The organism is Streptomyces sp. enrichment culture, from assembly GCF_964272855.1.
GTDB lineage: Bacteria > Actinomycetota > Actinomycetes > Streptomycetales > Streptomycetaceae > Streptomyces.
Window position 1 is genome coordinate 3,924,483 of record NZ_OZ186847.1, and the last position, 25,547, is coordinate 3,950,029.

General features: G+C 72.0%; 20 protein-coding genes and 1 pseudogene. 5 read left to right on the forward strand and 16 right to left on the reverse strand.

The window, feature by feature from the left end; all coding sequences use genetic code 11:
* Nucleotides 1–84: 84 nt before the first annotated feature.
* The 5 genes from ACSU6L_RS16875 to bldG form a co-directional block, all read right to left on the reverse strand.
* Entirely contained in the window at nucleotides 85–1,611 is a 1,527-nt protein-coding gene (locus ACSU6L_RS16875) for a DUF7059 domain-containing protein (protein WP_437057692.1), read from the reverse strand.
* Between the two features lie 130 nt (nucleotides 1,612–1,741).
* Nucleotides 1,742–2,335, reverse strand: coding sequence for a small secreted protein (locus ACSU6L_RS16880; protein ID WP_073943245.1), 594 nt, complete (start codon nucleotides 2,333–2,335; stop codon nucleotides 1,742–1,744).
* 193 nt (nucleotides 2,336–2,528) lie between these two features.
* Nucleotides 2,529–4,943: a sodium-translocating pyrophosphatase gene (locus ACSU6L_RS16885; RefSeq protein ID WP_437057694.1), complete on the reverse strand. Its 2,415-nt coding sequence runs from the start codon at nucleotides 4,941–4,943 to the stop codon at nucleotides 2,529–2,531.
* 293 nt (nucleotides 4,944–5,236) lie between these two features.
* On the reverse strand, nucleotides 5,237–5,671 hold the full coding sequence (locus ACSU6L_RS16890; protein ID WP_073943243.1) for an ATP-binding protein: 435 nt from the start codon (nucleotides 5,669–5,671) through the stop codon (nucleotides 5,237–5,239).
* Nucleotides 5,672–5,780: 109 nt separating this feature from the next.
* Nucleotides 5,781–6,122, reverse strand: coding sequence for an anti-sigma factor antagonist BldG (bldG, locus tag ACSU6L_RS16895; RefSeq protein ID WP_003991900.1), 342 nt, complete (start codon nucleotides 6,120–6,122; stop codon nucleotides 5,781–5,783).
* Between the two features lie 81 nt (nucleotides 6,123–6,203).
* Here bldG and ACSU6L_RS16900 point away from each other — a divergent pair, with 81 nt between their 5' ends.
* On the forward strand, nucleotides 6,204–8,735 hold the full coding sequence (locus tag ACSU6L_RS16900; RefSeq protein WP_437057696.1) for a DEAD/DEAH box helicase: 2,532 nt from the start codon (nucleotides 6,204–6,206) through the stop codon (nucleotides 8,733–8,735).
* A gap of 91 nt (nucleotides 8,736–8,826) precedes the next feature.
* Here ACSU6L_RS16900 and ACSU6L_RS16905 read toward each other — a convergent pair.
* The 7 genes and pseudogenes from ACSU6L_RS16905 to ssd all read right to left on the reverse strand — a co-directional run.
* Nucleotides 8,827–9,225, reverse strand: a pseudogene (locus ACSU6L_RS16905) (Rv3654c family TadE-like protein); the annotation flags it as partial.
* A complete protein-coding gene (locus ACSU6L_RS16910; RefSeq protein WP_437057698.1) occupies nucleotides 9,222–9,584 on the reverse strand; it encodes a TadE family type IV pilus minor pilin in 363 nt (120 codons plus the stop codon). The pseudogene ACSU6L_RS16905 and the gene ACSU6L_RS16910, both read right to left, overlap by 4 nt.
* Nucleotides 9,571–9,768: a DUF4244 domain-containing protein gene (locus ACSU6L_RS16915; protein ID WP_437057700.1), complete on the reverse strand. Its 198-nt coding sequence runs from the start codon at nucleotides 9,766–9,768 to the stop codon at nucleotides 9,571–9,573. Before ACSU6L_RS16915 ends, ACSU6L_RS16910 begins: the two co-directional genes overlap by 14 nt.
* 63 nt (nucleotides 9,769–9,831) lie before the next feature.
* Nucleotides 9,832–10,623, reverse strand: coding sequence for a type II secretion system F family protein (locus ACSU6L_RS16920; protein ID WP_437057702.1), 792 nt, complete (start codon nucleotides 10,621–10,623; stop codon nucleotides 9,832–9,834).
* Nucleotides 10,620–11,498, reverse strand: coding sequence for a type II secretion system F family protein (locus ACSU6L_RS16925; RefSeq protein WP_437057704.1), 879 nt, complete (start codon nucleotides 11,496–11,498; stop codon nucleotides 10,620–10,622). The genes ACSU6L_RS16920 and ACSU6L_RS16925 overlap by 4 nt, the downstream gene beginning before the upstream one ends.
* Nucleotides 11,491–12,717 carry a TadA family conjugal transfer-associated ATPase gene (locus tag ACSU6L_RS16930; protein WP_437057706.1) on the reverse strand — a complete coding sequence of 409 codons (1,227 nt, stop codon included), beginning with the start codon at nucleotides 12,715–12,717 and terminating at the stop codon, nucleotides 11,491–11,493. The genes ACSU6L_RS16925 and ACSU6L_RS16930 overlap by 8 nt, the downstream gene beginning before the upstream one ends.
* Complete coding sequence (ssd, locus tag ACSU6L_RS16935) at nucleotides 12,714–13,814, reverse strand: septum site-determining protein Ssd (protein WP_437057708.1); 1,101 nt, start codon at nucleotides 13,812–13,814, stop codon at nucleotides 12,714–12,716. The genes ACSU6L_RS16930 and ssd overlap by 4 nt, the downstream gene beginning before the upstream one ends.
* A gap of 599 nt (nucleotides 13,815–14,413) precedes the next feature.
* On the opposite strand from ssd, the gene ACSU6L_RS16940 reads away from it, so the two are divergent.
* Entirely contained in the window at nucleotides 14,414–15,247 is an 834-nt protein-coding gene (locus tag ACSU6L_RS16940) for an HAD family hydrolase (RefSeq protein WP_437057710.1), read from the forward strand.
* Between the two features lie 343 nt (nucleotides 15,248–15,590).
* Here ACSU6L_RS16940 and ACSU6L_RS16945 read toward each other — a convergent pair whose 3' ends face one another.
* On the reverse strand, nucleotides 15,591–16,415 hold the full coding sequence (locus tag ACSU6L_RS16945; RefSeq protein ID WP_437057712.1) for an oxidoreductase: 825 nt from the start codon (nucleotides 16,413–16,415) through the stop codon (nucleotides 15,591–15,593).
* Between the two features lie 101 nt (nucleotides 16,416–16,516).
* Between ACSU6L_RS16945 and ACSU6L_RS16950 the strand changes: the two genes are divergently transcribed.
* Nucleotides 16,517–17,497, forward strand: coding sequence for an ATP-binding protein (locus ACSU6L_RS16950; protein WP_437057714.1), 981 nt, complete (start codon nucleotides 16,517–16,519; stop codon nucleotides 17,495–17,497).
* Nucleotides 17,498–17,536: 39 nt separating this feature from the next.
* Here ACSU6L_RS16950 and ACSU6L_RS16955 read toward each other — a convergent pair whose 3' ends face one another.
* Nucleotides 17,537–18,808 carry a polysaccharide deacetylase family protein gene (locus ACSU6L_RS16955; protein ID WP_437057716.1) on the reverse strand — a complete coding sequence of 424 codons (1,272 nt, stop codon included), beginning with the start codon at nucleotides 18,806–18,808 and terminating at the stop codon, nucleotides 17,537–17,539.
* 370 nt (nucleotides 18,809–19,178) lie between these two features.
* Between ACSU6L_RS16955 and ACSU6L_RS16960 the strand changes: the two genes are divergently transcribed.
* Nucleotides 19,179–21,899 (forward strand): bifunctional SulP family inorganic anion transporter/carbonic anhydrase, encoded by a 2,721-nt coding sequence (locus tag ACSU6L_RS16960; RefSeq protein ID WP_437057718.1) that lies wholly within the window; start codon nucleotides 19,179–19,181, stop codon nucleotides 21,897–21,899.
* A gap of 12 nt (nucleotides 21,900–21,911) precedes the next feature.
* On the opposite strand, the gene ACSU6L_RS16965 is transcribed toward ACSU6L_RS16960, so the two are convergent.
* On the reverse strand, nucleotides 21,912–22,598 hold the full coding sequence (locus ACSU6L_RS16965) for a hypothetical protein (RefSeq protein ID WP_437057720.1): 687 nt from the start codon (nucleotides 22,596–22,598) through the stop codon (nucleotides 21,912–21,914).
* Nucleotides 22,595–23,230, reverse strand: coding sequence for an RNA polymerase sigma factor (locus ACSU6L_RS16970; protein ID WP_437057722.1), 636 nt, complete (start codon nucleotides 23,228–23,230; stop codon nucleotides 22,595–22,597). The genes ACSU6L_RS16965 and ACSU6L_RS16970 overlap by 4 nt, the downstream gene beginning before the upstream one ends.
* A gap of 195 nt (nucleotides 23,231–23,425) precedes the next feature.
* On the opposite strand from ACSU6L_RS16970, the gene acs reads away from it, so the two are divergent.
* On the forward strand, nucleotides 23,426–25,423 hold the full coding sequence (gene acs, locus ACSU6L_RS16975; RefSeq protein WP_437057724.1) for an acetate--CoA ligase: 1,998 nt from the start codon (nucleotides 23,426–23,428) through the stop codon (nucleotides 25,421–25,423).
* The last annotated feature ends 124 nt before the right edge of the window (nucleotides 25,424–25,547 follow it).

Consider the following 25,547-nt stretch of genomic DNA (forward strand, 5'->3'; position numbering starts at 1 on the left):
ACAGGAGCCCTTTTCCGGAGCAATCCAGTCAGATCGGACGCTTGCGCCCCATGGGCCCCGCAGGCCTCGGAGGTGACGGCGGGATCACGCCGGTTCGAGGAAACCCTGCTCCACGAGCAGCCGGATCTGCGCGGGCGTGCGGTCGCGCAGCAGGACCGGGTCCTCGCCCACGAGTTGGGCGATCGCGTCGAGGATCCGCCCGGCGCTCAGCGACCCGTCGCAGACCCCGGCGAAGCCGGCGCCCACCGTGTCGACCTTCGTGGCGCGCCGCATGCCGCGGTTCTGGCGCAGGACGACGTGCTCGGGGTCTTCGGCGCCGGGCAGTCCTACCTGTTCCTGGACTACTTCGTCGGCGAGCCGGAAGCGCTCGGCGAGCAGGGCGGCGTCGTCCCGCGCGCGGAGGTAGTCCAGGCGGGCGAAGTGCGCCCGTACCGTTTCGCCGAGCGGCTGTTCGACCGGGTGCGGCCATTCCTCGACGGTGACGGACGGCTCGGCGGAGGCCGTCCTGCGCAGGGTGATCCAGCCGAAGCCCACACCCCTCACCTTCCGCGCCTGGAACTCGTCCAGCCAGGCGTCGTACCGCGTCTGGTACTCGGCGGTGTCGCCGCGGTGGTCGCCGGCGTCGCGCAGCCACAGCTCGGCGTACTGCGTGACGTCCTGCACCTCGCGCTGCACGATCCACGCGTCGCACCCGCGCGGCACCCACGACCGCAGCCGGTCCTGCCAGTCCTCCCCCTCCACGTGCTGCCAGTTGGCGAGGAACTGCGCGAACCCGCCCTCGTTCAGCCGCTCCCCCGCCTGCCGGACGAGCGTGCGGCACAGATCGTCGCCGCCCATGCCGCCGTCACGGTAGGTCAGCCGGGCGCCCGGTGAGATCACGAAGGGCGGGTTCGAGACGATCAGGTCGTACGTCTCGCCCTCCTCGACCGGCTCGAACAGCGAGCCCTCCCGCAGCTCGGCGGCCGGGGCGCCGGACAGCGCGAGGGTGAGCGCGGCGATGTGCAGGGCGCGCGGGTTGACGTCCGTCGCGGTCACGCGCGTGGCGTGCTGGGCGGCGTGCAGCGCCTGGATGCCGGAGCCGGTGCCGAGGTCGAGGGCCGAGGTGACGGGCGTCCGCACGGTGATCCCGGCCAGCGTCGTCGAGGCGCCGCCGACACCGAGCACCACGCCCTCGTCCCGGCGCCCGATGCCTCCGGCGCCGCCGACCGCACAGCCCAGGTCGGACACGATGAACCAGTCCTCGCCGCCGGGTCCGCCGTACGGCCGCACGTCCACGGTGGCCGCCAGTTCGTCCTGACCGGCCGGGACCAGCCAGCCGCTCTCCAGGCATGCCTCGACCGGCAGCACGTCCGTCACGCGCGCGTGCGGCACGGGCTGCTGCAACAGGAACAGGCGTACGAGCATCTCCAGCGGCGTGTCCCCGCGGGTGGCCCGGAGCGCGGGCACGGTCTCGCTGCGGGCCAGCGCCGCGTACGCGGGGGCGCCGAGCAGTTCGAGCAGTCCGTCGGCGGTGAAGGAGGCCCCGAGCAGGGCCTCCCGCAGCCGGGCGGCGACCTCGGGGCGGTCGGTGGCGGGCAGGGGGGACGGCGAGGAGAGGCTGGCGTTGCTCACCACCCCATTGTGTCGGCTCCCACCGACACCGCACGCGCGCGTGCCTTCCGGCCGCGTCCCGGCCGCGTCTTGAGCCCCGCGCGGGCACCGCTTTCAGCCCCGCGCGGTCCTCCCTTTTCGGCCCTGCGCCCTACGCGGCCGCCGGCGACCCCGTCGCGGACGCCGACTTGCAGCTCTCCTGCTTGCCCATCGCCTGGCCGACCTCGCCCTCCTCCAGCGTCTTGAGCGCGTCGTTGCCGCTCTTGCTGAGCTTGTCCAGCTCGGTGGCGACGTCCTTGAGGCCGTCGGCGAACTCGGCCTGGTCCTTGGTGTCGAGCCCGTCGACCTGCTTCTTCAGGGAGGCGTAGGAGGCGGAGATGGCGTTGAGCTCCTTGACCGCGTCCTGCTGCTTCTTCTCACCGTTCTCGACGTTCGGCGCGCCGGCCTTGGTGATGGCCGTACCGATCGCCTTGTAGGCGTCGGACATGTCCTGGAAGGCCTTGGAGTCCGCCTTCTGGACCTCTTCCGGCGTGCTGTTGTCCGAGGTCTCCTTCTGGATCGAGGCGTTGGCGGCCTTGATCTTCTGCGCCTGAACCTGCACCGAGTCGCACACCTGCTTGGCCCAGGCGTCCAGCTTCTCGTTGCCTTCGTCGTCGCTGCTGCATCCGGACAGCGCCAGTACCAGTACCGCACCGCCGGACAGTGCGGCCGCGAGCTTCTTGTTCACCGGATTGGTCCCTTCCATGGCTCTCGGCCCCGGAACATACACGCCAAGCGCACGACAATCGCACGATGAGCATCCTATATGAACCGTTTATAACCATTTGCATCAAGCGAGAGAAGGCTCACGGCGAAAGCGGGCACACAAGCGGGGCGGGCGGGTAGCGCGTCAACGCGCGCCACCCGCCCGCCCCTTGGGACGAGCCGCTGCCGGCCGCCTATGAAACCGCTGCCGCGTCGGGTGACTTGGAGCCCGACCCGGCACCGCCCTCGTCGCCCATGGCGATCCCGCGCCGCTTGGAGACGTACACCGCGCCCAGGATCACCAGGAAGGCGATCACGGCCACCAGCACCCGCACTCCGACGTTCGCGTCGTCGCCGTAGGAGAACTTGATGACCGCCGGCGCGATCAGCAGTGACACCAGGTTCATCACCTTCAGCAGCGGGTTGATCGCCGGGCCCGCGGTGTCCTTGAACGGGTCGCCGACCGTGTCGCCGATCACCGTCGCGGCATGGGCTTCACTGCCCTTGCCGCCGTGGTGACCGTCCTCGACCAGCTTCTTGGCGTTGTCCCAGGCGCCACCGGAGTTGGCGAGGAACACGGCCATCAGCGTGCCCGCGCCGATCGCGCCCGCGAGATAGGCGCCGAGCGCGCCGACGCCCAGCGTGAACCCGATGAAGATCGGCGCCATCACGGCGAGCAGACCGGGCGTGGCCAGCTCCCGCAGCGCGTCCTTCGTACAGATGTCGACGACCTTCCCGTACTCCGGGGTCTCGCTGTAGTCCATGATCCCCGGCTTCTCACGGAACTGCCGCCGCACCTCGAACACCACCGAACCCGCCGACCGCGACACGGCGTTGATGGCCAGTCCGGAGAAGAGGAAGACGACCGCCGCGCCCGCGATGAGACCGACGAGGTTGTTGGGCTGCGAGATGTCCATGGCCAGCGTGAGGGGCGCGCCCTCGCCGCTGAGCTTCTCGCCGACGTCGCGTGCGCCGGTGGTGATGGCGTCACGGTACGACCCGAAGAGCGCCGCCGCCGCGAGCACGGCCGTGGCGATGGCGATGCCCTTGGTGATGGCCTTGGTGGTGTTGCCGACGGCGTCCAGGTTGGTGAGCACCTGCGCGCCCGCCCCCTCGACGTCGCCGGACATCTCGGCGATGCCCTGGGCGTTGTCGGAGACCGGCCCGAAGGTGTCCATCGCGACGATCACGCCGACCGTGGTGAGCAGGCCGGTGCCGGCCAGCGCCACCGCGAACAGCGCGAGCATGATCGACGTACCGCCGAGCAGGAAGGCCCCGTAGACGCCGAGACCGATCAACAGGGCGGTGTAGACGGCCGATTCGAGACCCACCGAGATACCGGCGAGTACGACGGTGGCGGGACCCGTGAGCGAGGTCTTGCCGATGTCCCGCACCGGGCGGCGGGTGGTCTCGGTGAAGTAGCCGGTGAGCTGCTGGATGACGGCGGCGAGCAGGATGCCGATCGCCACCGCGACCAGCGCGAGGATCCGCGGGTCGCCGTCCTTCGCCAGGATCGCCTCGTCGGTGACCCCGTCCAGCTCCGAGTACCTCCCCGGCAGATAGACGAACACCGCGACCGCCACCAGCACCAGAGAGATCACCGCGGAGATGAAGAAACCGCGGTTGATCGCGCTCATCCCGCTGCGGTCGGCGCGCCGCGGGGCGACCGCGAAGATGCCGATCATCGCGGTGAGCACGCCGATCGCCGGGACGAGCAGCGGGAATCCCAGACCGGCGTCGCCGAACGCCGCGGTGCCCAGGATCAGCGCGGCCACCAGGGTCACGGCGTACGACTCGAAGAGGTCGGCCGCCATGCCCGCGCAGTCGCCGACGTTGTCGCCCACGTTGTCGGCGATGGTCGCGGCATTGCGCGGATCGTCCTCCGGAATGCCCTGCTCGACCTTGCCGACCAGGTCGGCGCCGACGTCGGCGGCCTTGGTGAAGATGCCGCCGCCGACCCGCATGAACATCGCGATGAGCGCCGCGCCGAGACCGAAGCCCTCCAGCACCTTCGGCGCGTCGGCCGCGTACACCAGCACCACGCAGGAGGCGCCCAGCAGACCGAGCCCCACCGTGAACATGCCGACGACGCCGCCGGTACGGAAAGCGATCTTCATCGCTTTGTGCGCGACTGCGGTGAGATCCTTTTCCGGCTCACCCGGCGCGGGCGTCGCTTCCCGGGCCGCCGCGGCGACCCGAACATTGCTGCGCACGGCGAGCCACATGCCGATATAACCGGTGGCCGCCGAGAACGCGGCGCCGATCAAGAAGAACACCGATCGTCCGGCACGCTGATTCCAGTCGTCCGCGGGCAGCAGCATGAGCAGGAAGAACACCACGACCGCGAATACGCCGAGGGTGCGCAACTGCCGTGCCAGATAGGCGCTCGCGCCCTCCTGCACCGCTGCCGCGATCTTCTTCATGCTGTCGGTGCCCTCGCCGGCCGCGAGTACCTGCCGCAGCAGGACTCCGGCGACCAGGAGCGCGGCCAGTGCCACGACCGCGATGACGACCACCATGGCCCGGTTGCCGTCGGTGAGCACCGCGGCCGCGAGCGCGGTGGAGTGATCCAGCTGATCGAGCTGATCTGGAGAAGAAAGCCCCGCCATTCGTCCTCCTTGACGCTTGGGCTGAGCTCAAGATGTGGACGGATTCTAGAGATCTGTTCCGGATCAAAACAGTACGCGGGAAACGGAATCAGTACACCCCGGTGGGCCGCCGGGTAATGCCTCGAAAGCATTCTGGGGCCGCTGGGCCATTCGGGTGATTGGGTGATCGGAAATTGATCGTGAAATGCTTCACGAATTCTCCGGACACGTCGCCGCTCCCGTGCCCCCGTGGGCAAAACAGCGAGGGCCCTGCTGAGCAGGGCCCTCGGAGTTCGTGCGAGCGGATGCGCGCGTCAGGGAAGTACCACGGTCGGCGGGGGCGTGGTCGGCCAGGTCATCCGGATCTGCCCGCCGTCGGCGCCGGTGTTGACCTCCACGTCGTCGACGAGGCCGCTGATGACCGCGAGGCCCATCTCGTCCTCCTCGGCCTCCGCGTCGGCGTCGTCGGACGCGCCGGGCGCACCGCCGGACACCGGGTGCGGTGCCTCGTCGCCGACCTCGATGGAGAACTGCTTCTCGTCCTCGATCAGCAGCACCCGCACCGGCGCGGTGATCCCGCTGTTCTGATGCAGTCCGACCGCGCGGGAGCAGGCCTCACCGACGGCGAGCCGGACCTCGTCGAGGACGGCCTCGTCCACTCCGGCCTTGCGGGCGACGGAAGCGGCCACCAGTCGGGCGGTCCTGACATGTCCGGGGACCGCACTGAAACGGAGCTCAACGGTGGCCATGCACATCCCCCTCGGAGCTACGGGCGTACTGTCGGAGGGCCGGGCCGCCGAAAGCCCAGCCCCCCTCGGTTCACTCTGTGCCGTCCGGGCACACGCCCGGACCGACGGGTCAGTCGGTGGCCGCCACCGCTTCCTCGACCGAGGTGTGAATCGGGAACACCTTGGTGAGGCCGGTGATGCGGAAGATCTTCAGAATGCGCTCCTGGTTGCAGACCAGGCGCAGGGAGCCCTCATGGGCACGCACGCGCTTCAGGCCGCCGACCAGCACGCCGAGCCCGGTGGAGTCGAGGAAGTCCACGCCCTCCATGTCGACGACGAGGTGGAAACTGCCGTCGTTCACCAGCTCGACCAGCTGCTCGCGCAGCTTGGGCGCGGTATATACGTCGATTTCGCCACCGACCCTGACGATCGTGCGATCGCCCATGGTCTCGGTCGACAGGGACAGGTCCACGGATCCTCCAGCACCTTGCTATCGAGCGGTCGCCCTCGGGGCATCTCGGCTTTCAGCCCCCAGGACGGTTCGCCAGCCGCGATGGCATTCAATCACTTACCGGCAGGCGTGCACGACGCCTTGGTCCCATTGTCCGTCACGCCAGTGACACACTCGGTGCCGATGGCCAAGAATCACCGATCCGATCGACACTCGTCGGAAGCCGTGTCCCGCCTCGCGCCGGGCACGCTCCTGGACCGGCTCGCCTCGGGACCGAGCCGGGCTTCGCGCATCACTCATACGGAGCACTTGCCCCCGCGCGCGGGTCGCCATGCCGTCTGGCCGGACCGGATCCGTCCGGAGGTGATCGCCGCCGTTCAGGCAGCCGGTATCGAGCACCCGTGGGCCCATCAGGCCCGCGCGGCGGAGCACGCCCTGGACGGCGACTCGGTGGTGGTCGCCACCGGCACCGCCTCCGGCAAGTCGCTGGCCTATCTGGTCCCGGTGTTCTCCACTCTTCTGGACGGCTCCGAGGCTCCGAACGGCCGAGGCGCCACCGCCCTGTACCTCGCGCCCACCAAGGCACTCGCGGCGGATCAATGCCGATCGGTGAAGGAACTTTCACAACCTTTGGGACAGGCCGTTCGGCCGGCCGTGTACGACGGTGACACTCCGTACGAGGAACGCGAGTGGATCCGGCAGTACGCCACCTACGTCCTCACCAACCCCGACATGCTGCACCGCGGCATATTGCCGTCCCACCCGCGCTGGTCCTCCTTCCTCAAGGCGCTCAAGTACGTCGTGATCGACGAGTGCCACACCTACCGCGGCGTGTTCGGCTCCCACGTCGCCCAGGTGCTGCGCCGGCTGCGTCGGCTGTGCGCCCGCTACGGCGCCGACCCGGTCTTCCTGCTGGCCTCCGCGACCGCCGCCGAGCCCGCGGTCGCCGCCGGCCGCCTGACCGGCCTGCCGGTGGTGGAGGTCGCCGACGACGCCTCCCCGCGCGGGGAGGTGGTGTTCGCCCTCTGGGAGCCCCCGCTCACCGAGATGCAGGGCGAGAAGGGCGCCCCGGTCCGCCGTACGGCCACCGCCGAGACCGCCGACCTGCTCACCGACCTCACCCTCCAGGGCGTGCGCTCCGTCGCCTTCGTCCGCTCCCGGCGCGGCGCCGAGCTGATCTCCGTCATCGCCCAGGAACGGCTCTCCGAGATCGACCGCTCGCTGGCCCGACGGGTCGCGGCGTACCGGGGCGGCTATCTCCCGGAGGAGCGCCGCGCCCTGGAGCGCGCCCTGCACTCCGGCGAACTCCTCGGCCTGGCCGCCACCACCGCCCTGGAGCTCGGCGTCGACGTCTCCGGGCTGGACGCGGTCGTGATCGCCGGCTACCCGGGCACGCGCGCGTCCCTGTGGCAGCAGGCCGGCCGCGCGGGCCGCTCCGGGCAGGGCGCCCTGGCCGTCCTGGTGGCCCGCGACGACCCGCTGGACACCTTCCTCGTCCACCACCCGGAGGCCCTGTTCGACCGTCCGGTGGAATCCACGGTCCTCGACCCCGACAACCCCTACGTCCTCGCCCCGCACCTGTGCGCGGCCGCCGCGGAGCTGCCGCTGACCGAGGACGACCTGGAGCTGTTCGGACCGGAGACGGCGGGGCTGCTGCCGCAGCTGGAGGCCGCGAAGCTGCTGCGCCGCCGCACCCGGGCCTGGCACTGGACCCGCCGTGAGCGGGCCGCCGACCTCACCGACATCCGCGGCGAGGGCGGCCGCCCGGTCCAGATCGTCGAGTCCGGCACCGGCCGGCTGCTCGGCACGGTCGACGAGAGCGCCGCGCACGCGTCCGTCCACGAGGGCGCCGTCCACCTCCACCAGGGCCGCACCTACCTCGTCCGCTCCCTCGACCTGGACGACTCGGTCGCACTGGTCGAGGAGGCGAACCCGCCGTACTCCACGGTCGCCCGCGACACCACGTCGATCTCCGTCCTGGAGACGGACGTCGAGATCCCGTGGGGCGACGGCCGCCTCTGCTACGGCTCCGTCGAGGTCACCAACCAGGTCGTCTCCTTCCTCCGCCGGCGCCTGATCACCGGCGAGGTCCTGGGCGAGACGAAGCTCGACCTCCCTCCTCGCACACTGCGCACCCGCGCGGTGTGGTGGACCGTCACCGAGGACCAGCTCGACGAGGCGCGCATCAACCCAGAGATCCTCGGCGGCGCCCTGCACGCCGCAGAGCACGCGTCGATCGGCATGCTCCCGCTGTTCGCGACCTGCGACCGCTGGGACATCGGCGGCGTGTCGGTCCCGCTGCACCCCGACACCCTCCTGCCGACGGTCTTCGTCTACGACGGTCACCCCGGCGGCGCGGGCTTCGCCGAGCGCGCCTTCCACACCGCCCGCGCCTGGCTCACCGCGACCCGCCAGGCCATCGCGTCCTGCGAGTGCGACGCCGGCTGCCCGTCCTGCATCCAGTCCCCCAAGTGCGGCAACGGCAACGACCCACTGCACAAGAGGGGCGCGGTCCGGCTCCTCACGGTGCTGCTGCGGGGGGCGCCGCAGGAGAAAGAGGCTGTGGAGGAGAAGGGGGCGGCGGAGGCTGCGGATGCGGCGCAGGGCCCGCCCTCGGGAGCGCAGGCGCCGTAGCGCCGGGAGGTTCCACGGAGCCGGGAGGCCCCGTGAGCCCAGGAGGCCCCGCGGAGCCAGGACGTGTCGCGGAACCGGGATGCGCCCGAGCGGGTGACGGAGCCGGCGGACCGGGTGCCGTGCCCGCCGGGCCCGCCCGTGCCCTGACCTCCGCCGCGAACGGCTCCGTCCCCGCCGCCACCGACACGTCGGAGATCTCGCCCACGAGCACGCACCGCACCAGCCGTGTGTCCTGCGCCCGCGCCACCTCCTCCGCCCGGGCACAGGCCTCGGTACTGCCGCGCGCCCAGTGGTCCGCCGCGGCGAGCGCGGCGAGGTCCGCGCCGCCGGCCGCGCGGTGCCGAGCCACCACCGCCTGCCCCAGGGCGAGCCCGACCCCGAACACCACGCACAGCACGGCGATCACCCCGACACTCCACACGGTGGCGGACCCCTGGTCGGCGCGCCGCGACCGGCGCGGCCCGCGCGTCACGGGCACCGGCCCTCTCATCGCGCCCCCTCCACCGACGCCACGGCCTCCTCGCGCACCTCGAACGGCAGGCCGTTCAGGACAGGCGGCCGGACGGTCACCACCACCCGCACCCGGTCCCCCTCCCGGGCGACCGCGACCTTCGCACCGCGCGGTGCCGCATCGCGGGCCGCCGCGACGACCGCGTCGGCCGGGTCCTGGCGGGCGGCCGCGCGGGCGCCGGTCCGGGCCGCGTCCACGCACCGGATCTGGGCGGCCACCACCAGCAGCCCCCAGACCAGCGCCATCGCGACCGTCACCAGCACCGGCAGCACCACGGCCGACTCCGCCGTCACGAACCCTTGATCCCGGCGTGCCCACCGCCGCTCACATCCCCGCATCGAGGGCCTGCTTCACGATGCTGTGCAGCTCCGCACTGACCTGTCCGCTGGTCACCACCTTGTAGAGCACGACCGCGAACGCCGCCGCGGCGATGATCCCCACCGAGTACTCGGAGGTGACCATCCCGGCGTCCTCACGCCCGCCACGCGTCCGGCCGACCAGCACCCGTACCACCCTGTTCATTTCCGACTCCTTCGATCGCATTGCCCTTGATGTGTCCACGTGTCGCCCCGGTCCGGTCCCGCCTCATCCACCACCCCGTCCCATCACCTCACCCGCCATCCCGATCACCACGGGCAGGACGCCGACCGCGATGAACGCGGGCAGGAAGCACAGCCCCACCGGCCCGGTGACCAGGACCGCCGCCCGCCGAGCCCGCACCGTCGCCGCGCGCGCCCACGCGGCGCGGGCGTCGGCGGCGAGCCGGGCGGCCGGTCCGGCGGCCGGCAGGCCCGAGACGTCGGCCCGTTCCAGCAGCCGCGCCAGCCCTCCCGCTCCCGGCACCGCCGCCAAAGCCCGCCAGGCCTCACCCGGTTCGCCGCCCAGCCGCACCTCGGCCGCGCCCCGGGCCAGCGCCTCCCCCACGGGTCCGCCCAGCGCCTCGCCGACGGCCTGCGCGGCCACGACGGGCCCGGCGCCGGCCGCCACGCAGGCGGCCACCAGGTCGGCGGCGAGCGGCAGTTGCCCGGCGGCCACGCGGGCGTCGACCACCTCACCGGCGGCCGTCCGCCGCAGCCGCTGCCACTGCCGCCACCGCCGGAACGCCACGGCGCCCAGCAGCCCCGCGACGAGCCCCGCGAGCCCGCCGACCAGCACCCACCCGGCGCCCGCCACTGCCAGCTCGGGCAGCAGCCGTCGCACGGCGTCCGGCACATCGACGTGCCGCTTCGCGTCCCGGACCTCCCGGGCCGACAGTGCGGCCAACCGCCGTCGCAGCCGGCGTTCGCGCCGCACCGCCGCCGCCCGCCGCAGCAGCCACCCGAGGAGCAGCGCCGTCCCCGGGAGAACCCCCAGCCTGTGGACAACTTCGGCGCTCATGCGGCCCCCTCCGCCCCACGCACGATCCGCAGCACCCACCACAGCCCCACGGCCTCCAGCACCGCGCCGACCAGCAGACAGCCCAGCCCCGCTCCGGTGTGCAGCAGGACGTGCAGCGGGTCGGCGCCGAGGGCGGCGCCCAGGAGGATGCCCAGGGCCGGGAGGGCGGCGAGCATGGCGGCCGTGGCGCGGGCGCCCGCCAACTGGGCGCGCACCTCGGCCCGTTGATCGCGTTCCGCGCGCAGGGCCGCTTCGAGCCGGTCGAGCCCGGCCGCGAGGCCCGCGCCGTGGTCGACGGCGACCCGCCAGCAGGCGGCGAGCCCCAGCAGCCCGCCGGCCCCCGGTTGCCGGGCCGCGGCCGAGAGCGCGCCCGGCACCTCCCCGCCGAACCGGGCGGCCGCCAGCACCGCCGCCTGCGCGTCTGCGAGCCCTCCGGTGTCCCGCGCGGCCCGCAGCAGCGCCTCGCCCGGTTGCCGTCCGGCCCGCACCTCTCCGGCGAGCGCCCCGCACAGCGCGATCACCGCGTCGCCCCGGCGTTCCCGAGCGCGCCGCGCCTCCCGGGCCAGCCGCGCCCGCCGCAGCAGCGGCACCCCGGCCGCTCCCGCGAGGACCGGCAGCACGGACGAGCCCAGCACCGCCAGAACCAGCCCGGCGACCGGCGCCCACCACTCGGCCCGCGTCCGCCCGCACAGCCGCCGCAGGGCTTCGGCCCACCGCCACGGCACGGGCGGTCCGGTGCCCACCGCTCCGCCGCCCGCGAACAGCAGCCGCGCCCGGCGGGCCCCGGAGTGCGGGCCGCCGATCACCCAGGCCGCCGCCCCGGCGCACAGCACCGCCGCGCTCATCGCCGTATCCACCACCGCCGTCTCACCCATGTCCGGCTCCCCCGGTCCGCTCGTCGCTTCCCTCGTCGCTCCACTCGTCGCGCAGCAGCTCCCGCAGCCGCTCCCAGCCCCGCTCACGGGCGAACGCCCGCGCGTCCCAGCGCAGTGCGGGCACCGTCCGCACCAGCCCGCCGGAGTCCCGCTCCAGCACATGCACCTCGGCGATCCGGCGCCGCCCCGTCCGGTCGCGCACCAGGTGCAGGACGACCGACAGGGCGGCCGCCAGCTGGCTGTGCAGTGCGGCCCGGTCGAGTCCGGCGGCGGTGCCCAGCGCCTCCAGCCGGGCCGGCACGTCGGCGGCCGCGTTGGCGTGCACGGTGCCGCAGCCGCCCTCATGGCCGGTGTTCAACGCGGCCAGCAGATGGACCACTTCGGGCCCGCGCACCTCACCGACGACCAGCCGGTCCGGCCGCATCCGCAGCGCCTGGCGGACCAGGTCCTCCAGCGTCACCAGGCCCGCGCCCTCCTGGTTGGCGGGTCGGGTCTCCAGCCGGACGACGTGCGGATGGTCCGGCCGCAGCTCCGCGGAGTCCTCGGCGAGCACGATCCGCTCCCCCGGCCCGACCAGTCCCAGCAGCGCGCTCAGCAGGGTCGTCTTGCCGCTGCCGGTGCCCCCGCTGATCAGGAACGACAGCCGGGCCCGCAGCAGCGCGCGCAGCACCCGGTCCCCGCCGGGCGGCACGGTGCCCGCCGCGACCAGCTCGTCCAGCGTGAAGGCGCGCGGCCGTACCACCCGCAGCGCCAGGCAGGCGCAGCCGACCGCCACCGGCGGCAGCACCGCGTGGAGCCTGGTGCCGTCGGGCAGCCGGGCGTCGACCCAGGGGCGCGCGTCGTCGAGGCGCCGGCCGGCCACCGCGGCCAGCCGCTGCGCGAGCCGTCGTACGGCGCCCGCGTCGGCGAAGGTGACGTGTGTCAGCTCCAGTCCGCCGCCGCGGTCCACCCACACCCGGTCGGGGGCCGAGACCAGCACGTCGGTCACCGACGGGTCGGCGAGCAGCGGCTCCAGCGGCCCGCTGCCGACCAGCTCGGAACGCAACCGCTCCGCCGCGCCGAGGACTTCGGCGTCGCCGAGCACCCGCCCCTGCTCCCGCAGCGCCTGTGCCACCCGCGCGGGCGTGGGCTCGGCCCCGCTCTCGGCCAGCCACTGCCGTACGCCGTCCAGCAGCGGCACGGGAAGGCTCGGCGCGGCTGCTGGATTCCCGCCGTTCATGCCGCTCCCGCCTCGACCAGTGCCCGCTCCCAGAACTCCTTGCAGAACCGCGCCAGCGGCCCGCGCCCGCCCGCGCCGGGTGGTGCCTTGCCCTCGCCGGGGCGCGACAGCGCTGCCTCCACGGGCAGTTCTCCGGCCAGGGGCAGCCCGAGCAGCCGGGACACCTCGCGGTCGTCGAGGCCGGGGGCGTACGGCCCGCGGACGGCGATCCGCAGATCGCTCAGGACCATGCCGACGGCGGAGGCGATCCGGCCCGCCGCGGCGACGGCGCGCAGTTCGGCGGGGACCACGAGGAGTCCGATGTCCAGCTGGGCGAGCGCTTCGGCGACCCCGTCGTCGATCCGGCGCGGCAGGTCGACGACGACCGTGCCACCGCGGCGCCGCGCGGCGGCGAGCACCGCCCGTACGGCCTGCGGGGCGATGGCGAGGCAGTCGCCGCGGTCCCAGCTGAGCACCCGCAGCGCGTGCAGCTCGGGCAGCGACTCCTCCAGGGCGCCGCTGCCGACCCGGCCGCGCGAGGCGGCGAAGGCGGGCCAGCGCAGGCCCTCCGCGGTCTCGCCGCCGAGGAGGACGTCGAGGCCTCCGCCGAGCGGATCGGCGTCGACGAGCAGGGTGCGCAGGCCCTCCCGCGCGGAGGTGACGGCGAGGGCGCAGGCGAGTGTGGAGGCTCCGGCGCCGCCCCGGCCGCCGATGACGCCGACGGTGAGTGCGGGCCGCCCGACGCCTTCGGCGACATCGGCGATGCGGTCGACCAGCCACTGCTCGCCGTCGGGCAGCATCAGCACATGGTCGGCGCCGATCTCCACGGCGCGCCGCCACACGCCGGAGTCGTCCTGGTCGCGCCCGACCAGTACCACCCCGCCTCGGCGCGGGGCGCCGCGCAGCCGCCGCGCCGCGTCGTCGCCGACCAGGACGAGCGGGGCGGACTCCCAGCCGCCGCGCTCGGGCGGGCCGTGGTGTACCTCGGGTGTCGCTCCGGCCGCCGCACACAGGCGCAGCAGGTCGTCGAGGAGATCGGCGTCCTCGGTGACGATCAGCGGCCTGCCCTGCCGTCCTCCGGCGGCGGACGACTGGTCCTGCGTGATGGTTCCGGCCATGGCGGATGTCCCCCTTCGCTGCTGACTTCGTCGCTCGCGGGCCTCGGACGGCGCGCGTTCCGCGACGGATGAAGAACCGGTGACGGGGCCGCCCATATGAGCGGCCGCCGGAAACCGGCCATACGCGCCCGGCAAACGGAACCGGCCATGAACTCGTCGGAGCGGGGCGCGTGGGAATCACAGTGCAGCGAACGCGGAAATGATGTGGATCTTGGTGGATAACTGTGGACAACCGGGCACCTGTGAATATCGCCGTCACTCATACCGGTGAGCGCGGGACGGCTCCACGCCATCTCCTGCGCGACTTCCGCAGAGCAGTCCGGTAGCTACTCAGAGTGACGGATCATGAGCAGACGAGAAGGGCGGCCGCGGCCGCCTCGAGACGGCTCCGACGCCGCGTCGTGAAGGGGAAAACGCATCCGGACATGCGACGACCCCCGCCGGGGGGGAGAGCGGGGGTCGTCCCCACGGCCGACTCGGGGGGGGAGGAGTCGGACCGGGTTAGCACGGTCGCGAACGATCCGTGACTTCCATGGTGTACCCGAGAGCCCTCTCAGGCAAACCCACGCGCCCCACCTTACGCCGAATGGGCTGCGCCTATGCTCTGCCTTGTGGAAAACCACTCCTTGCCCCGCACAGCGGCCTTCTTTGACCTGGACAAGACGGTCATTGCGAAGTCGAGCACGCTCACCTTCAGCAAGTCCTTCTACCAAGGCGGCCTGATCAACCGCCGGGCCGCCTTGCGTACGGCGTATGCCCAGTTCGTCTTCCTCGTGGGCGGTATGGACCACGACCAGATGGAGCGGACCCGCGAGTATCTGTCCCGGCTCGTCCGCGGATGGAATGTCCAACAGGTCAAGGAGATCGTCGCCGAGACCCTGCACGACATCATCGACCCGCTCATCTACGACGAGGCCGCCTCGCTCATCGAGGAGCACCACACCGCCGGCCGTGACGTGGTGATCGTGTCCACCTCGGGCGCGGAGGTGGTCGAGCCGATCGGCGAGCTGCTGGGCGCGGACCGGGTGGTCGCCACCCGGATGGTCGTAGGCGAGGACGGCTGCTTCACGGGCGAGGTCGAGTACTACGCCTACGGCCCCACCAAGGCCGAGGCGATCAAGGAGCTGGCCGAGTCCGAAGGCTATGACCTGGCGCGTTGCTACGCGTACAGCGACTCGGCGACCGATCTGCCGATGCTGGAGTCCGTGGGCCGGCCGCACGCCGTGAACCCGGACCGCGCGCTGCGCCGGGAGGCCGTCGCGCGTGGCTGGCCGATTCTCGACTTCCACCGCCCGGTCCGACTCAAGCAGCGCATCCCCTCGTTCTCCGTACCGCCGCGGCCCGCACTGGTCGCGGCGGCGGCGATAGGAGCGGCGGCGGCCACCGCGGGCCTCGTCCTGTACGCCAGCCGACGCCGCGCGGAGACCGCCTGAGCGCGCTTTTCCCGGCCTGTTTGAACTTAAAAGTAAAAACTAGAGCCAGCACTTCCGCTTACCTTTGCGCAGGAGTACAAAGGACTCAACGGCCCGCGAGACCAAGGACATCCGAAAGGATCACCTTAAATACGCACATTGGCCCCACGGACCGATGCATGAACACCTGGCACCCACGCGACGTCGACCCGTCGATTACGGGCCAGCCGCACCAGGTGACGGGCAAAGACCCCGACCTGATGGGCGACATATCGAGGACGCTTGGTAACTGGGTGCGCATGCCAGCGGCGGTACGAATCCTCGTACCGCCGCAACCCTTTCAGGCCCCCCGGGGGGCCCTATTTCACGCGGCCCCGCGCTGGAGCGCTTCACACACCGCCGTCGACTCGCGCACACCCAGCTCGATCGCCTTGCCGCAGTGCGCGATCCAGGCCGCCATGCCCTCCGCGGTGCCGGACAGATAGCCGTCGAACGCCGCCAGGTAGGCGGACCGCCCCAGCTCGGCGTGGCCGACCTCGGCCGGGCAGATCGACTTCGGGTCCAGGCCGCTGCCGACCAGGACGATCCGCTCCGCCGTACGCGCGATCAGGCCGTTGTGGGAGACGAAGGGGCGCAGCGCGAGCAGTTCGCCGTGCACGACGGCGGCCGTGACCAGCGCGGGCGCCGAACCCCCCGCGATGATCAGCTCGGACAGTCCGTCCAGACGCCCCGCCACCTCGGCGGCGCTCGGCAACGGCTGCTCGACCAACGGTTCGTCGACCGGCTCGCCCTGCTGCCGCGGCCGCCCCACCTGATCGGCGTTGGCGGCCGCCGCCACCAGGTGCAGCCGGGCCAGCACCCGCAGCGGCGACTGCCGCCAGATGGACAGCAGCTGCCCCGCCTCGGCGGTCAGCCGCAGCGCCGCGCCCACGGTGCGGGCCTCGTCGTCACCGCTGAAGTCGGTGCGCCGGCGGACCTCCTCCAGCGCCCAGTCCGCACCGGACAGCGCCGCCGAACCGCGGGCGCCGCGCAGCGCCGCCTCAGAGGTGATCGCGTTGCTGCGGCGCCGCATGATCCGGTGTCCGTACACGCGGTCCACTGCCTTGCGCACGGACTCCACGGACTCGGCCACGCCGGGCAGTGCGCCCAAGGCCGCGAGGGGGTCGGCGGTCGCGCCTGTCGTACTCATGGGTACGACATTACGCACCCAGGGCCCGGACCCCACGAAGGAGTGGTCTTCTTCACGTCGGGCCCGCCCGGGCCGTCCTCGCGCCACTACGCTTACTGAACATGAAAATTGCTTTCGTCGGGAAGGGCGGGAGCGGCAAGACCACCCTGTCCTCCCTGTTCATCCGCCACCTGGCAGCCACCGGCGCACCGGTCATCGCGGTCGACGCCGACATCAACCAGCACTTGGGCGCCGCACTCGGCCTCGACGAGACGGAATCCGCCGCGCTGCCCGCGATGGGAGACCACCTTCCGCTGATCAAGGACTATCTGCGCGGCACCAACCCGCGCATCTCCTCCGCCGCGACGATGATCAAGACCACGCCGCCCGGCGAGGGCTCCCGGTTGCTGCGGGTACGCGAGGACAACCCGGTCTACGACACCTGCGCCCGGCCGGTGGAACTCGACGGCGGCGCCGTCCGTTTGATGGTCACCGGCCCCTTCACCGAGGCCGATCTGGGGGTCGCCTGCTACCACTCCAAGACCGGAGCGGTGGAGCTGTGCCTGAACCACCTGGTCGACGGCCGCGACGAGTACGTCGTGGTCGACATGACCGCCGGCTCCGACTCCTTCGCCTCCGGCATGTTCACCCGCTTCGACATCACGTTCCTCGTCGCCGAACCGACCCGGAAGGGGGTCTCCGTCTATCGCCAGTACAAGGAGTACGCCCGTGACTTCGGCGTCCGTCTGAAAGTCGTCGGCAACAAGGTGCAGGGCCAGGACGACCTCGACTACCTGCGCGAGGAGGTCGGGGACGACCTGCTCGTCGTGGTCGGGCACTCGGACTGGGTGCGCGCCATGGAGAAGGGCCGCCCGCCCCGGTTCGAGCTCCTGGAGGACGCCAACCGCCGCGCCCTGCTCACCTTGCAGTCGGCCGCCGACGCGACATACGACGGGCGCGACTGGGAGCGCTACACCCGCCAGATGGTCCACTTCCACCTCAAGAACGCCCGGTCCTGGGGCAACGAGCGCACCGGGGCCGACCTCGCGGCGCAGGTCGACCCCGCCTTCGTGCTCGGCGAGAGCGTGGCGGCGAGCGCCTGACACAGCCGTCCGCCACACGGGCCGCAGGGCGGGTCCGCCCTATCCCTTGTTCGCCGGCGCCCCGGGCACGCCCTTCGGGGCGGGGGCCGGGCGTCCCGACAGGAAGGACGCCCAGCCCTGCTTCGGGGCCTCGCCGACCTTCAGCGTGCGCAGCTTCGCGAGGGTCTGCGGGTCCTGGGCGTCCAGCCAGTCGGCCAGCTGGCGGAACGACACACAGCGCACCTCGGGCTTGGTGCACACCTGCTCGATGACCTCCTCGACGGCACGCATGTAGGTGCCGCCGTTCCAGGACTCGAAGTGGTTGCCGATGATCAGCGGCGCGCGGTTGCCGTCGTAGGCCCGCCGGAAGCCCGCGAGCAGACCGTCGCGCATCTGGTCGCCCCAGCGCTGGTACTTGTCCGGGTCACCCTGGGTGGTGGTGCCGGACTGGTTGACCATGAAGTTGTAGTCCATGGTCAGCTGCTCATAGGTGTGTCCGGGGAACGGCACCAGCTGCATCGACAGATCCCACAGGCCGTCCTTCTGCTCCGGCCAGACCTGGTTGTTGACGCCGCTGGTGTCGTACCGGAAGCCCAGGTCCCGAGCCGCCTCCATGAAGTTCTCCTGCCCCTCCAGGCAGGGTGTGCGGGCGCCGATCAGCTCCTTGTCGTAGTCGAAGGGCAGCGGCTCGGCACCGGTCATCCCGGCGTTGGTCTTCCAGGACCTGACGAATCGTTTCGCCTGGGCGATCTCGTCCTTCCACTCCTGCACCGACCACTCGCCGACACCGCCGCCCTCGCCACAGAAGTGGCCGTTGAAGTGGGTGCCGATCTCGTTGCCCTCCAGCCAGGCCAGCCGCAGTTGCTCGACGGTGTCGGCGATGCCCTGCCGGTCGTTGAAGCCGATGTCGGAGCGGCCCGGTGAGTGCTGCGGCGGCTTGTAGAGCTCGGCCTTCTCCTCCGGCAGCAGGTACACCCCGCTGAGGAAGTACGTCATGGTGGCGTTGTTGGCCCTGGCGACCTCGCGGAAGTGGGAGAACAGCTTCTGGCTGTCCTCGCCGGCCCCGTCCCAGGAGAACACCACGAACTGCGGCGGCTTCTCCCCCGGCTTCAGCCGCTCGGGCTCGGGCAGACGCGGCTGTGCTCCGGTGAACGCCGTGGAACCGTCGCCGATCAGCCGATAGGGGCCGTTGGGGGCCAGGGCCGCCTCCGCCTTCTGCGGTCCGGGCGCGCCCTCCGTGTCGGTGTCGGAGCCGAACGAGCAACCGGCGAGCGACGCGGCACAGGCCGCGGCGGCCACGGCGCCCGCGGCGATTCTCTGGGTGGCGGCCATCTTCCGCCCACCTTCTTCCTTCTCTCGGGCCAACGCCGTTGGGGCGTTTCGGGCGATACACAGCGATATGCGGCGGTGTGCAGGCAGGTGCCTGATACGCCGGAAAAGCCGACAGCGCCGCCAAGGTCGCATGGGGCCGAGAAGGAATTAGTACGACAAGCCGATCAACTGCTCACTTCACTCTTCGGAGTGATTCTTTGACCCATTTGCCGGGAAAATACATGCTTGACCTTTACTCTTGATTACGATCCGTTTACTGAGAGTTGATGCATCCCGCCACTGCATGCCGTGACCCACGGCCGCGACCGACCCGCTGCCCGGCGGGACCGACCTGTTCCGCGACCGCGCTGCCCCGGAGGAGACGGGAAACATGTCAGCCTGCGTCCCCACTCGCCCCACCGACCCCCACCAGTCCAACCGCAGTCACCAGCCGCACAGCCCGCCATCGCGCGGGCCCCTCCGCTCCCGGATCGCCGGGGCGGATGTGTCGGCTTCCATCGCGGTCTTCCTGATCGCGCTGCCCCTGTCCCTCGGAATCGCCCTCGCCACCGGCGCCCCGCTCCAGGCCGGCCTCGTCGCCGCCGCCGTGGGCGGCATCGTCGTCGGGCGGCTCGGCGGCTCCCCGCTCCAGGTGAGCGGCCCCGCCGCCGGACTCACGGTCGTCACCGCCGACCTCATCCACCTCTACGGATGGCGGACGACCTGCGCCATTACCGTCCTCGCCGGCCTGTCCCAACTGGGCCTGGGCTGCCTGCGCGTGGCCCGCACCGCCCTCGCGGTCAGCCCCGCGATCGTGCACGGCATGCTGGCCGGCATCGGTGTCACCATCGCCGTCGCCCAGCTGCACATCGTGCTCGGCGGCACCCCGCAGAGCGCCGTGCTGGACAATCTGCGGGCGTTGCCCGCCCAGCTCGCGCACCTGCACCCCGCCGCGCTGTCGATGAGCGCGCTCACCCTGACCCTGCTGTTCGTCTGGCCCCGGCTGCCCGGCCGGGCCGGACGTCTGCTGCGCAAGGCACCGGCGCCGCTCATCGCCGTCGCCGGGGCCACCTCGACCGCCTCGCTCGCCGGGCTCACCCTGCCCAAGGTGGATCTGCCCTCCTGGAGCAACCACGCGCTGGCCGGGCGGCCGGAGGGGCCGGTGCTCGGCCTGATCGCCGCGGTGCTCACCATCACGCTGGTGTGCAGTGTGCAGTCGCTGCTCGGCGCGGTCGCGGTGGACAAACTGGCCGCCGCCCGGCCCGGGCTCACCGGGCGGGTGCCGCGCTCCGACCTCGACCGAGAGCTGCTCGGCCAGGGCGCGGCGAACATGGTCTCCGGCGCCCTCGGCGGACTGCCGGTGGCGGGCGTGGCGGTGCGCAGCACGGCGAATGTGAACTCGGGCGCGGTGAGCCGGAACTCCACGATGCTGCACGGCGTTCTCGTAGTAGTCGCCGCGCTGCTGATGGTTCCGCTCCTGGAGCTCATCCCGCTCGCCTCGCTCGCCGCCCTGGTGATGGCCGTCGGCATCCAGATGGTGTCCCTGCACCACATCCGCACGGTGACCCGCCACCGAGAAGTGCTGGTGTACGCCGTCACCACCCTCGGCGTGGTGCTCTTCGGCGTCCTGGAGGGCGTTGCCCTGGGGATCGCCGTGGCCGTCGCCGTCGCCCTGCACCGCCTGACCCGCACCCGTATCACGCACACGGAGGAGAAGGGAGTCCATCACGTCCATGTACGCGGCCAGTTGACGTTCCTCGCCGTGCCCCGTCTGAGCCGGATGCTGCACCACGTACCTCAAGGCACCGACGTCGTCGTGGAGTTGGACGGCTCGTTCATGGACCACGCGGCGTACGAGACCCTTCAGGACTGGCAGAACACACACACCGCGCAGGGCGGCACCGTCGAGCTGACCGGCCGCCGCGCCGGAATCCGCATCGCCGAGCCGGGCGCCCCCTCCGAGCCGCACACCGGTACCGACGCCGACGACCCGGAAGGCGCCGGCGACTGCAGATGCCGGCCGTGGACGGCCTGGCGCAACCACCAGTGCGAGTGGGAGCGGCCGATGCCGGAGCCTGCGGCGGATGCCGGAGCGGGCAGGGTTCGGGGCGACGGTCCGGACGGATCCGAGGACGCCGACATCACCGGCGGCACCGAGGACTCCGGTGACACCGGTGGCCCCGGTAGGTCCGGCAGCTCCGGCAGCTCCGGCCAGTCGGCCGGCGTGACGGGCTCGGCGGACCCGGAAGGCCCGGGCAGCCCCGACGGCTCAGGACGCCCCGGAGGCACGGGACGACTCGAAAGCCCAGGACGCGCCGAAGACTCGGACAGCCCGAGAGCCCGGCAAAACCCCACCACCCCCACCCCGTCCGCCCCGCCCACCGGCTCCACCAGCTCGGCCCCGTCCACCGGCTCCGTGTCCGCCGACAGCCCAGGCGGTCACCACCTCGCCCGCGGCATCAGCGCGTTCCAGCGCAAGACCGCCCCGCTGGTGCGAGGTGAGCTGGCGCGGCTGGCCAGGGAGGGGCAGCGGCCGGTGCAGCTGTTCCTGACCTGCGCCGACTCACGGCTCGTCACCTCGATGATCACCTCCAGCGGTCCGGGTGACCTGTTCGTGGTCCGCAACGTGGGCAACCTGGTGCCGCTGCCGGGCGAGGAGAGCGGTGACGACTCCGTCGCCGCGGCGATCGAGTACGCGGTGGACGTGCTGGAGGTGCGGTCCATCACGGTGTGCGGGCACTCCGGGTGCGGAGCGATGCAGGCACTGATCAACTCCGAACCCGGCGGCGCGCAGACCCCGCTCAAGCGATGGCTGCGGCACGGGATGCCCAGCCTGGAGCGGATGGCCGACACCGAACGGCCCTGGGCGCGGCTCGCCGGACGGCGGCCGGCCGACGCGGTCGAGCAGCTGTGCCTGACCAACGTCGTCCAGCAGCTGGAGCATCTGCGCGCCCACGAGTCGGTGGCCCGGGCCCTGCGCGAGGGAGCGCTGGAGCTGCACGGGATGTACTTCCACGTGGGTGAGGCACAGGCCTACCTGCTCACCGAGGCGGCCGGGGCGGAGGTCTTCGACCATGTGCCCGACGCCGAGGATCTGCGCAGCCCGGCGTAGCGGGAGCCCCGCTCAGCGGAGGCCGGACGTCTCCGCCGGGCGGGGCTCCGGGGCGCGGACGGGATCGCACGGGGCGATCTCGCCGCGGACCCCGTAGAAGCTGACGACCCGCTGCCGGCTGCCGTCCGGCTGCGGCTGAGAGGTGCTCTCGAAAGCCAGGGAGTCCCCGCGGCGCAGGGTGATCTCCCAGCCGACCGCGCCGTCCTCACCCCGGGCGAAGGGGCCCGGAAGGGTCTCGCCGCGCGGGTGGGTGCACTGGTATCCGACGGGCAGCTCGTCCACGGACACGTGGATGCCCTGCCGCTTCAGCCGCTCGGCGAGCCCGTCCTGCAAGCGACCGCCGAGCGCGATGTCGTTCAGGGTGAGGGTCACGCTCCCGTCGGGGTGCGATTCCAGTGCGTAGGCCGGGGTGTCGGCCGGGGAGCCCGGTGCCAGTACCCATGCGGCCCCGGCGGCGACGCAGGCCAGAGCGACGAGGCCGAGCCTCGGCGCCGTGACGGCCCTGCGACGGCGTCCCGGAGCAGGTGCCGGGACCGCTGCAGGCGTCGGGACCGCTGCGGACGTCGGAACGGCTGCGGATGCCGAGACGGCTGCGGACGTCGGAACGGCCGCGGACTCACTCGCGCGCGCTTCGATCTCGCGGCGCAGTTCCGCGAGCAGCCGGTCCTCGAAGGTCGTCCTGGTCGTGCCGCTGGTCATGCCTCTCCCCCGTTTCCTCCGGTGACGTATGACAGAGATGTGCCGTGCGCTCCACCACCCGGCGGGACGGGCTCCTCACGCCCCGCCTCCTCGTGCCCCGCCTCCGCCCGCAGCGCCTTCCGCGCCCGGTGCAGCCGGACCCGTGCCGTGACCTGGCGGATGCCGAGCGCGGTCGCCGCCTCGGTGACCGTGAGCTGGTCGACCACGATCAGTTCCAGGACCGCGCGCTCACCCTCCGGCAGCCGTTCCAGCGCGGCGAGGGCGCGGCGTCCGGGGGACTCGGCGTCGAGCTTGTCCTCCAGGCGGGCGATGTCGTCGGCGTCCAGCAGCCGCCGCCCGGAGATCAGCCGGTCGCGCCGTCTCTCGCGGTCCAGGCGCCGGTACTCCGAGGAGACGACGTTGCGCGCGATGCCGTAGAGCCAGGCGCGTTCGCCACCGCGCCCGGCGCGGTAGGTGTGGGCGGAGTCGAGGACCGCGAGGAAGACCTCGGCCGTGAGGTCGGCGACGGTGTGGGCGTCGGCGACACGCCGGGCCACGAAAGAGGTCACGGCGTCGACATGGCGGCGGTAGAACTCCTCGAAGAGCCGAGGGTCCCGTACCGCCGCCGCGGGCCCGCCCCGTATGCCGTCCACTGGCTGTCCCCTCTCACCGGATCTCGTCTGTCTTCACCTGTACTTGGGCGGAAGTGTGAGAGGCGTTACAACACCTGAACTCCGCTGCCCCCGCGTCCGTGGGTACGGATGACCCCGACCCGCAGTCGATCAGCGAATAGGTCTAAACCAATTTCCCAACGACCCTTGTCATCGGCCCCCCGGGTCTGATGAGCTGTGGCCTGGGACACAACGGACACCCTGGGAAAGGGAGATGTCGTGAGCAACGAAAGCCTGGCCAACCTGCTGAAGGAAGAGCGCAGGTTCGCGCCCCCCGCCGACCTGGCCGCGAACGCCAACGTCACCGCGGAGGCGTATGAGCAGGCCAAGGCTGACAGGCTCGGCTTCTGGGCCGAGCAGGCCCGACGGCTGACCTGGGCCAAGGCACCGACCGAGACGCTGGACTGGTCGAACCCGCCGTTCGCCAAGTGGTTCAAGGACGGCGAGCTGAACGTCGCGTACAACTGCGTCGACCGCCATGTCGAGGCCGGGCACGGCGACCGGGTGGCCATCCACTTCGAGGGCGAGCCGGGCGACAGCCGCGCCATCACCTACGCCGAGCTGAAGGACGAGGTGTCCCGGGCCGCGAACGCCCTGCTGGAGCTGGGGGTCCGCAAGGGCGACCGGGTCGCCGTCTACATGCCGATGATCCCGGAGACGGCGATCGCCATGCTGGCCTGCGCCCGGATCGGCGCCGCGCACTCGGTGGTCTTCGGCGGCTTCTCGGCGGACGCGCTCGCGACCCGCATCCAGGACGCGGACGCCAAGGTGGTCATCACCTCCGACGGCGGTTACCGGCGCGGCAAGCCGTCCGCGCTGAAGCCGGCCGTCGACGACGCGATCACCCGCGTCGACAACGTGGAGCACGTGCTCGTGGTCCGCCGTACCGGCCAGGACATCGCCTGGAACGACGAGCGGGACGTGTGGTGGCACGACCTCGTCGGCCGCCAGAGCGCGGAGCACACGCCGGAGGCGTTCGACGCCGAGCACCCGCTCTTCATCCTCTACACGTCCGGTACGACGGGTAAGCCGAAGGGCATCCTGCACACCTCCGGCGGCTACCTCACACAGACGGCGTACACCCACCACGCGGTCTTCGACCTCAAGCCGGAGACGGACGTCTACTGGTGCACCGCCGACGTCGGCTGGGTCACCGGGCACTCCTACATCGTCTACGGGCCGCTGGCGAACGGCGCGACCCAGGTGATGTACGAGGGCACGCCGGACACCCCGCACCAGGGCCGGTTCTGGGAGATCGTGCAGAAGTACGGGGTCACGATCCTCTACACGGCGCCGACGGCCATTCGCACGTTCATGAAGTGGGGCGACGACATCCCCGCGAAGTTCGACCTCGGCAGCCTGCGCGTGCTGGGTTCCGTGGGCGAGCCGATCAACCCCGAGGCGTGGGTCTGGTACCGGAAGCACATCGGCGCGGACCGGACGCCCGTCGTGGACACCTGGTGGCAGACCGAGACCGGCGCGATGATGATCTCGCCGCTGCCGGGCGTCACGGAGACCAAGCCGGGCTCCGCGCAGCGCCCGCTGCCCGGCATCTCCGCGACGGTCGTCGACGACGAGGCGAACGAGGTGCCGAACGGCGGAGGCGGCTACCTGGTCCTCACCGAGCCGTGGCCGTCCATGCTGCGCACCATCTGGGGCGACGACCAGCGCTTCATCGACACCTACTGGTCGCGCTTCGAGGGCAAGTACTTCGCGGGTGACGGCGCGAAGAAGGACGACGACGGCGACATCTGGCTGCTCGGACGCGTCGACGACGTCATGCTCGTCTCCGGGCACAACATCTCCACCACCGAGGTCGAGTCCGCGCTCGTCTCGCACCCCGCCGTCGCCGAGGCGGCCGTGGTCGGCGCGGCGGACGAGACCACCGGCCAGGCGATCGTCGCCTTCGTGATCCTGCGCGGTACGGCGGCGCAGACCGGGGAGCTGGTCGCCGAGCTGCGCAACCACGTCGGTGCCACGCTCGGCCCGATCGCCAAGCCCAAGCGGATCCTGCCGGTGGCCGAGCTGCCGAAGACCCGCTCCGGCAAGATCATGCGCCGGCTGCTGCGTGATGTCGCCGAGAACCGTGAGCTCGGGGACGTCACGACGCTGACCGACAGCACGGTCATGCAGCTCATCCAGTCGCAGCTCCCGGCGGCGCCGAGCGAGGACTGATCTCACCGTGTCGAGGGGTGTCCGGCACCGAACGTGCCGGGCACCCTTCGCGCGCCTAGGGTGGGACGGTGGTGGACCCGCCCACCGTTCCTCAGGCGAAGCCCCTTAGGTAAAGTAAATAAAA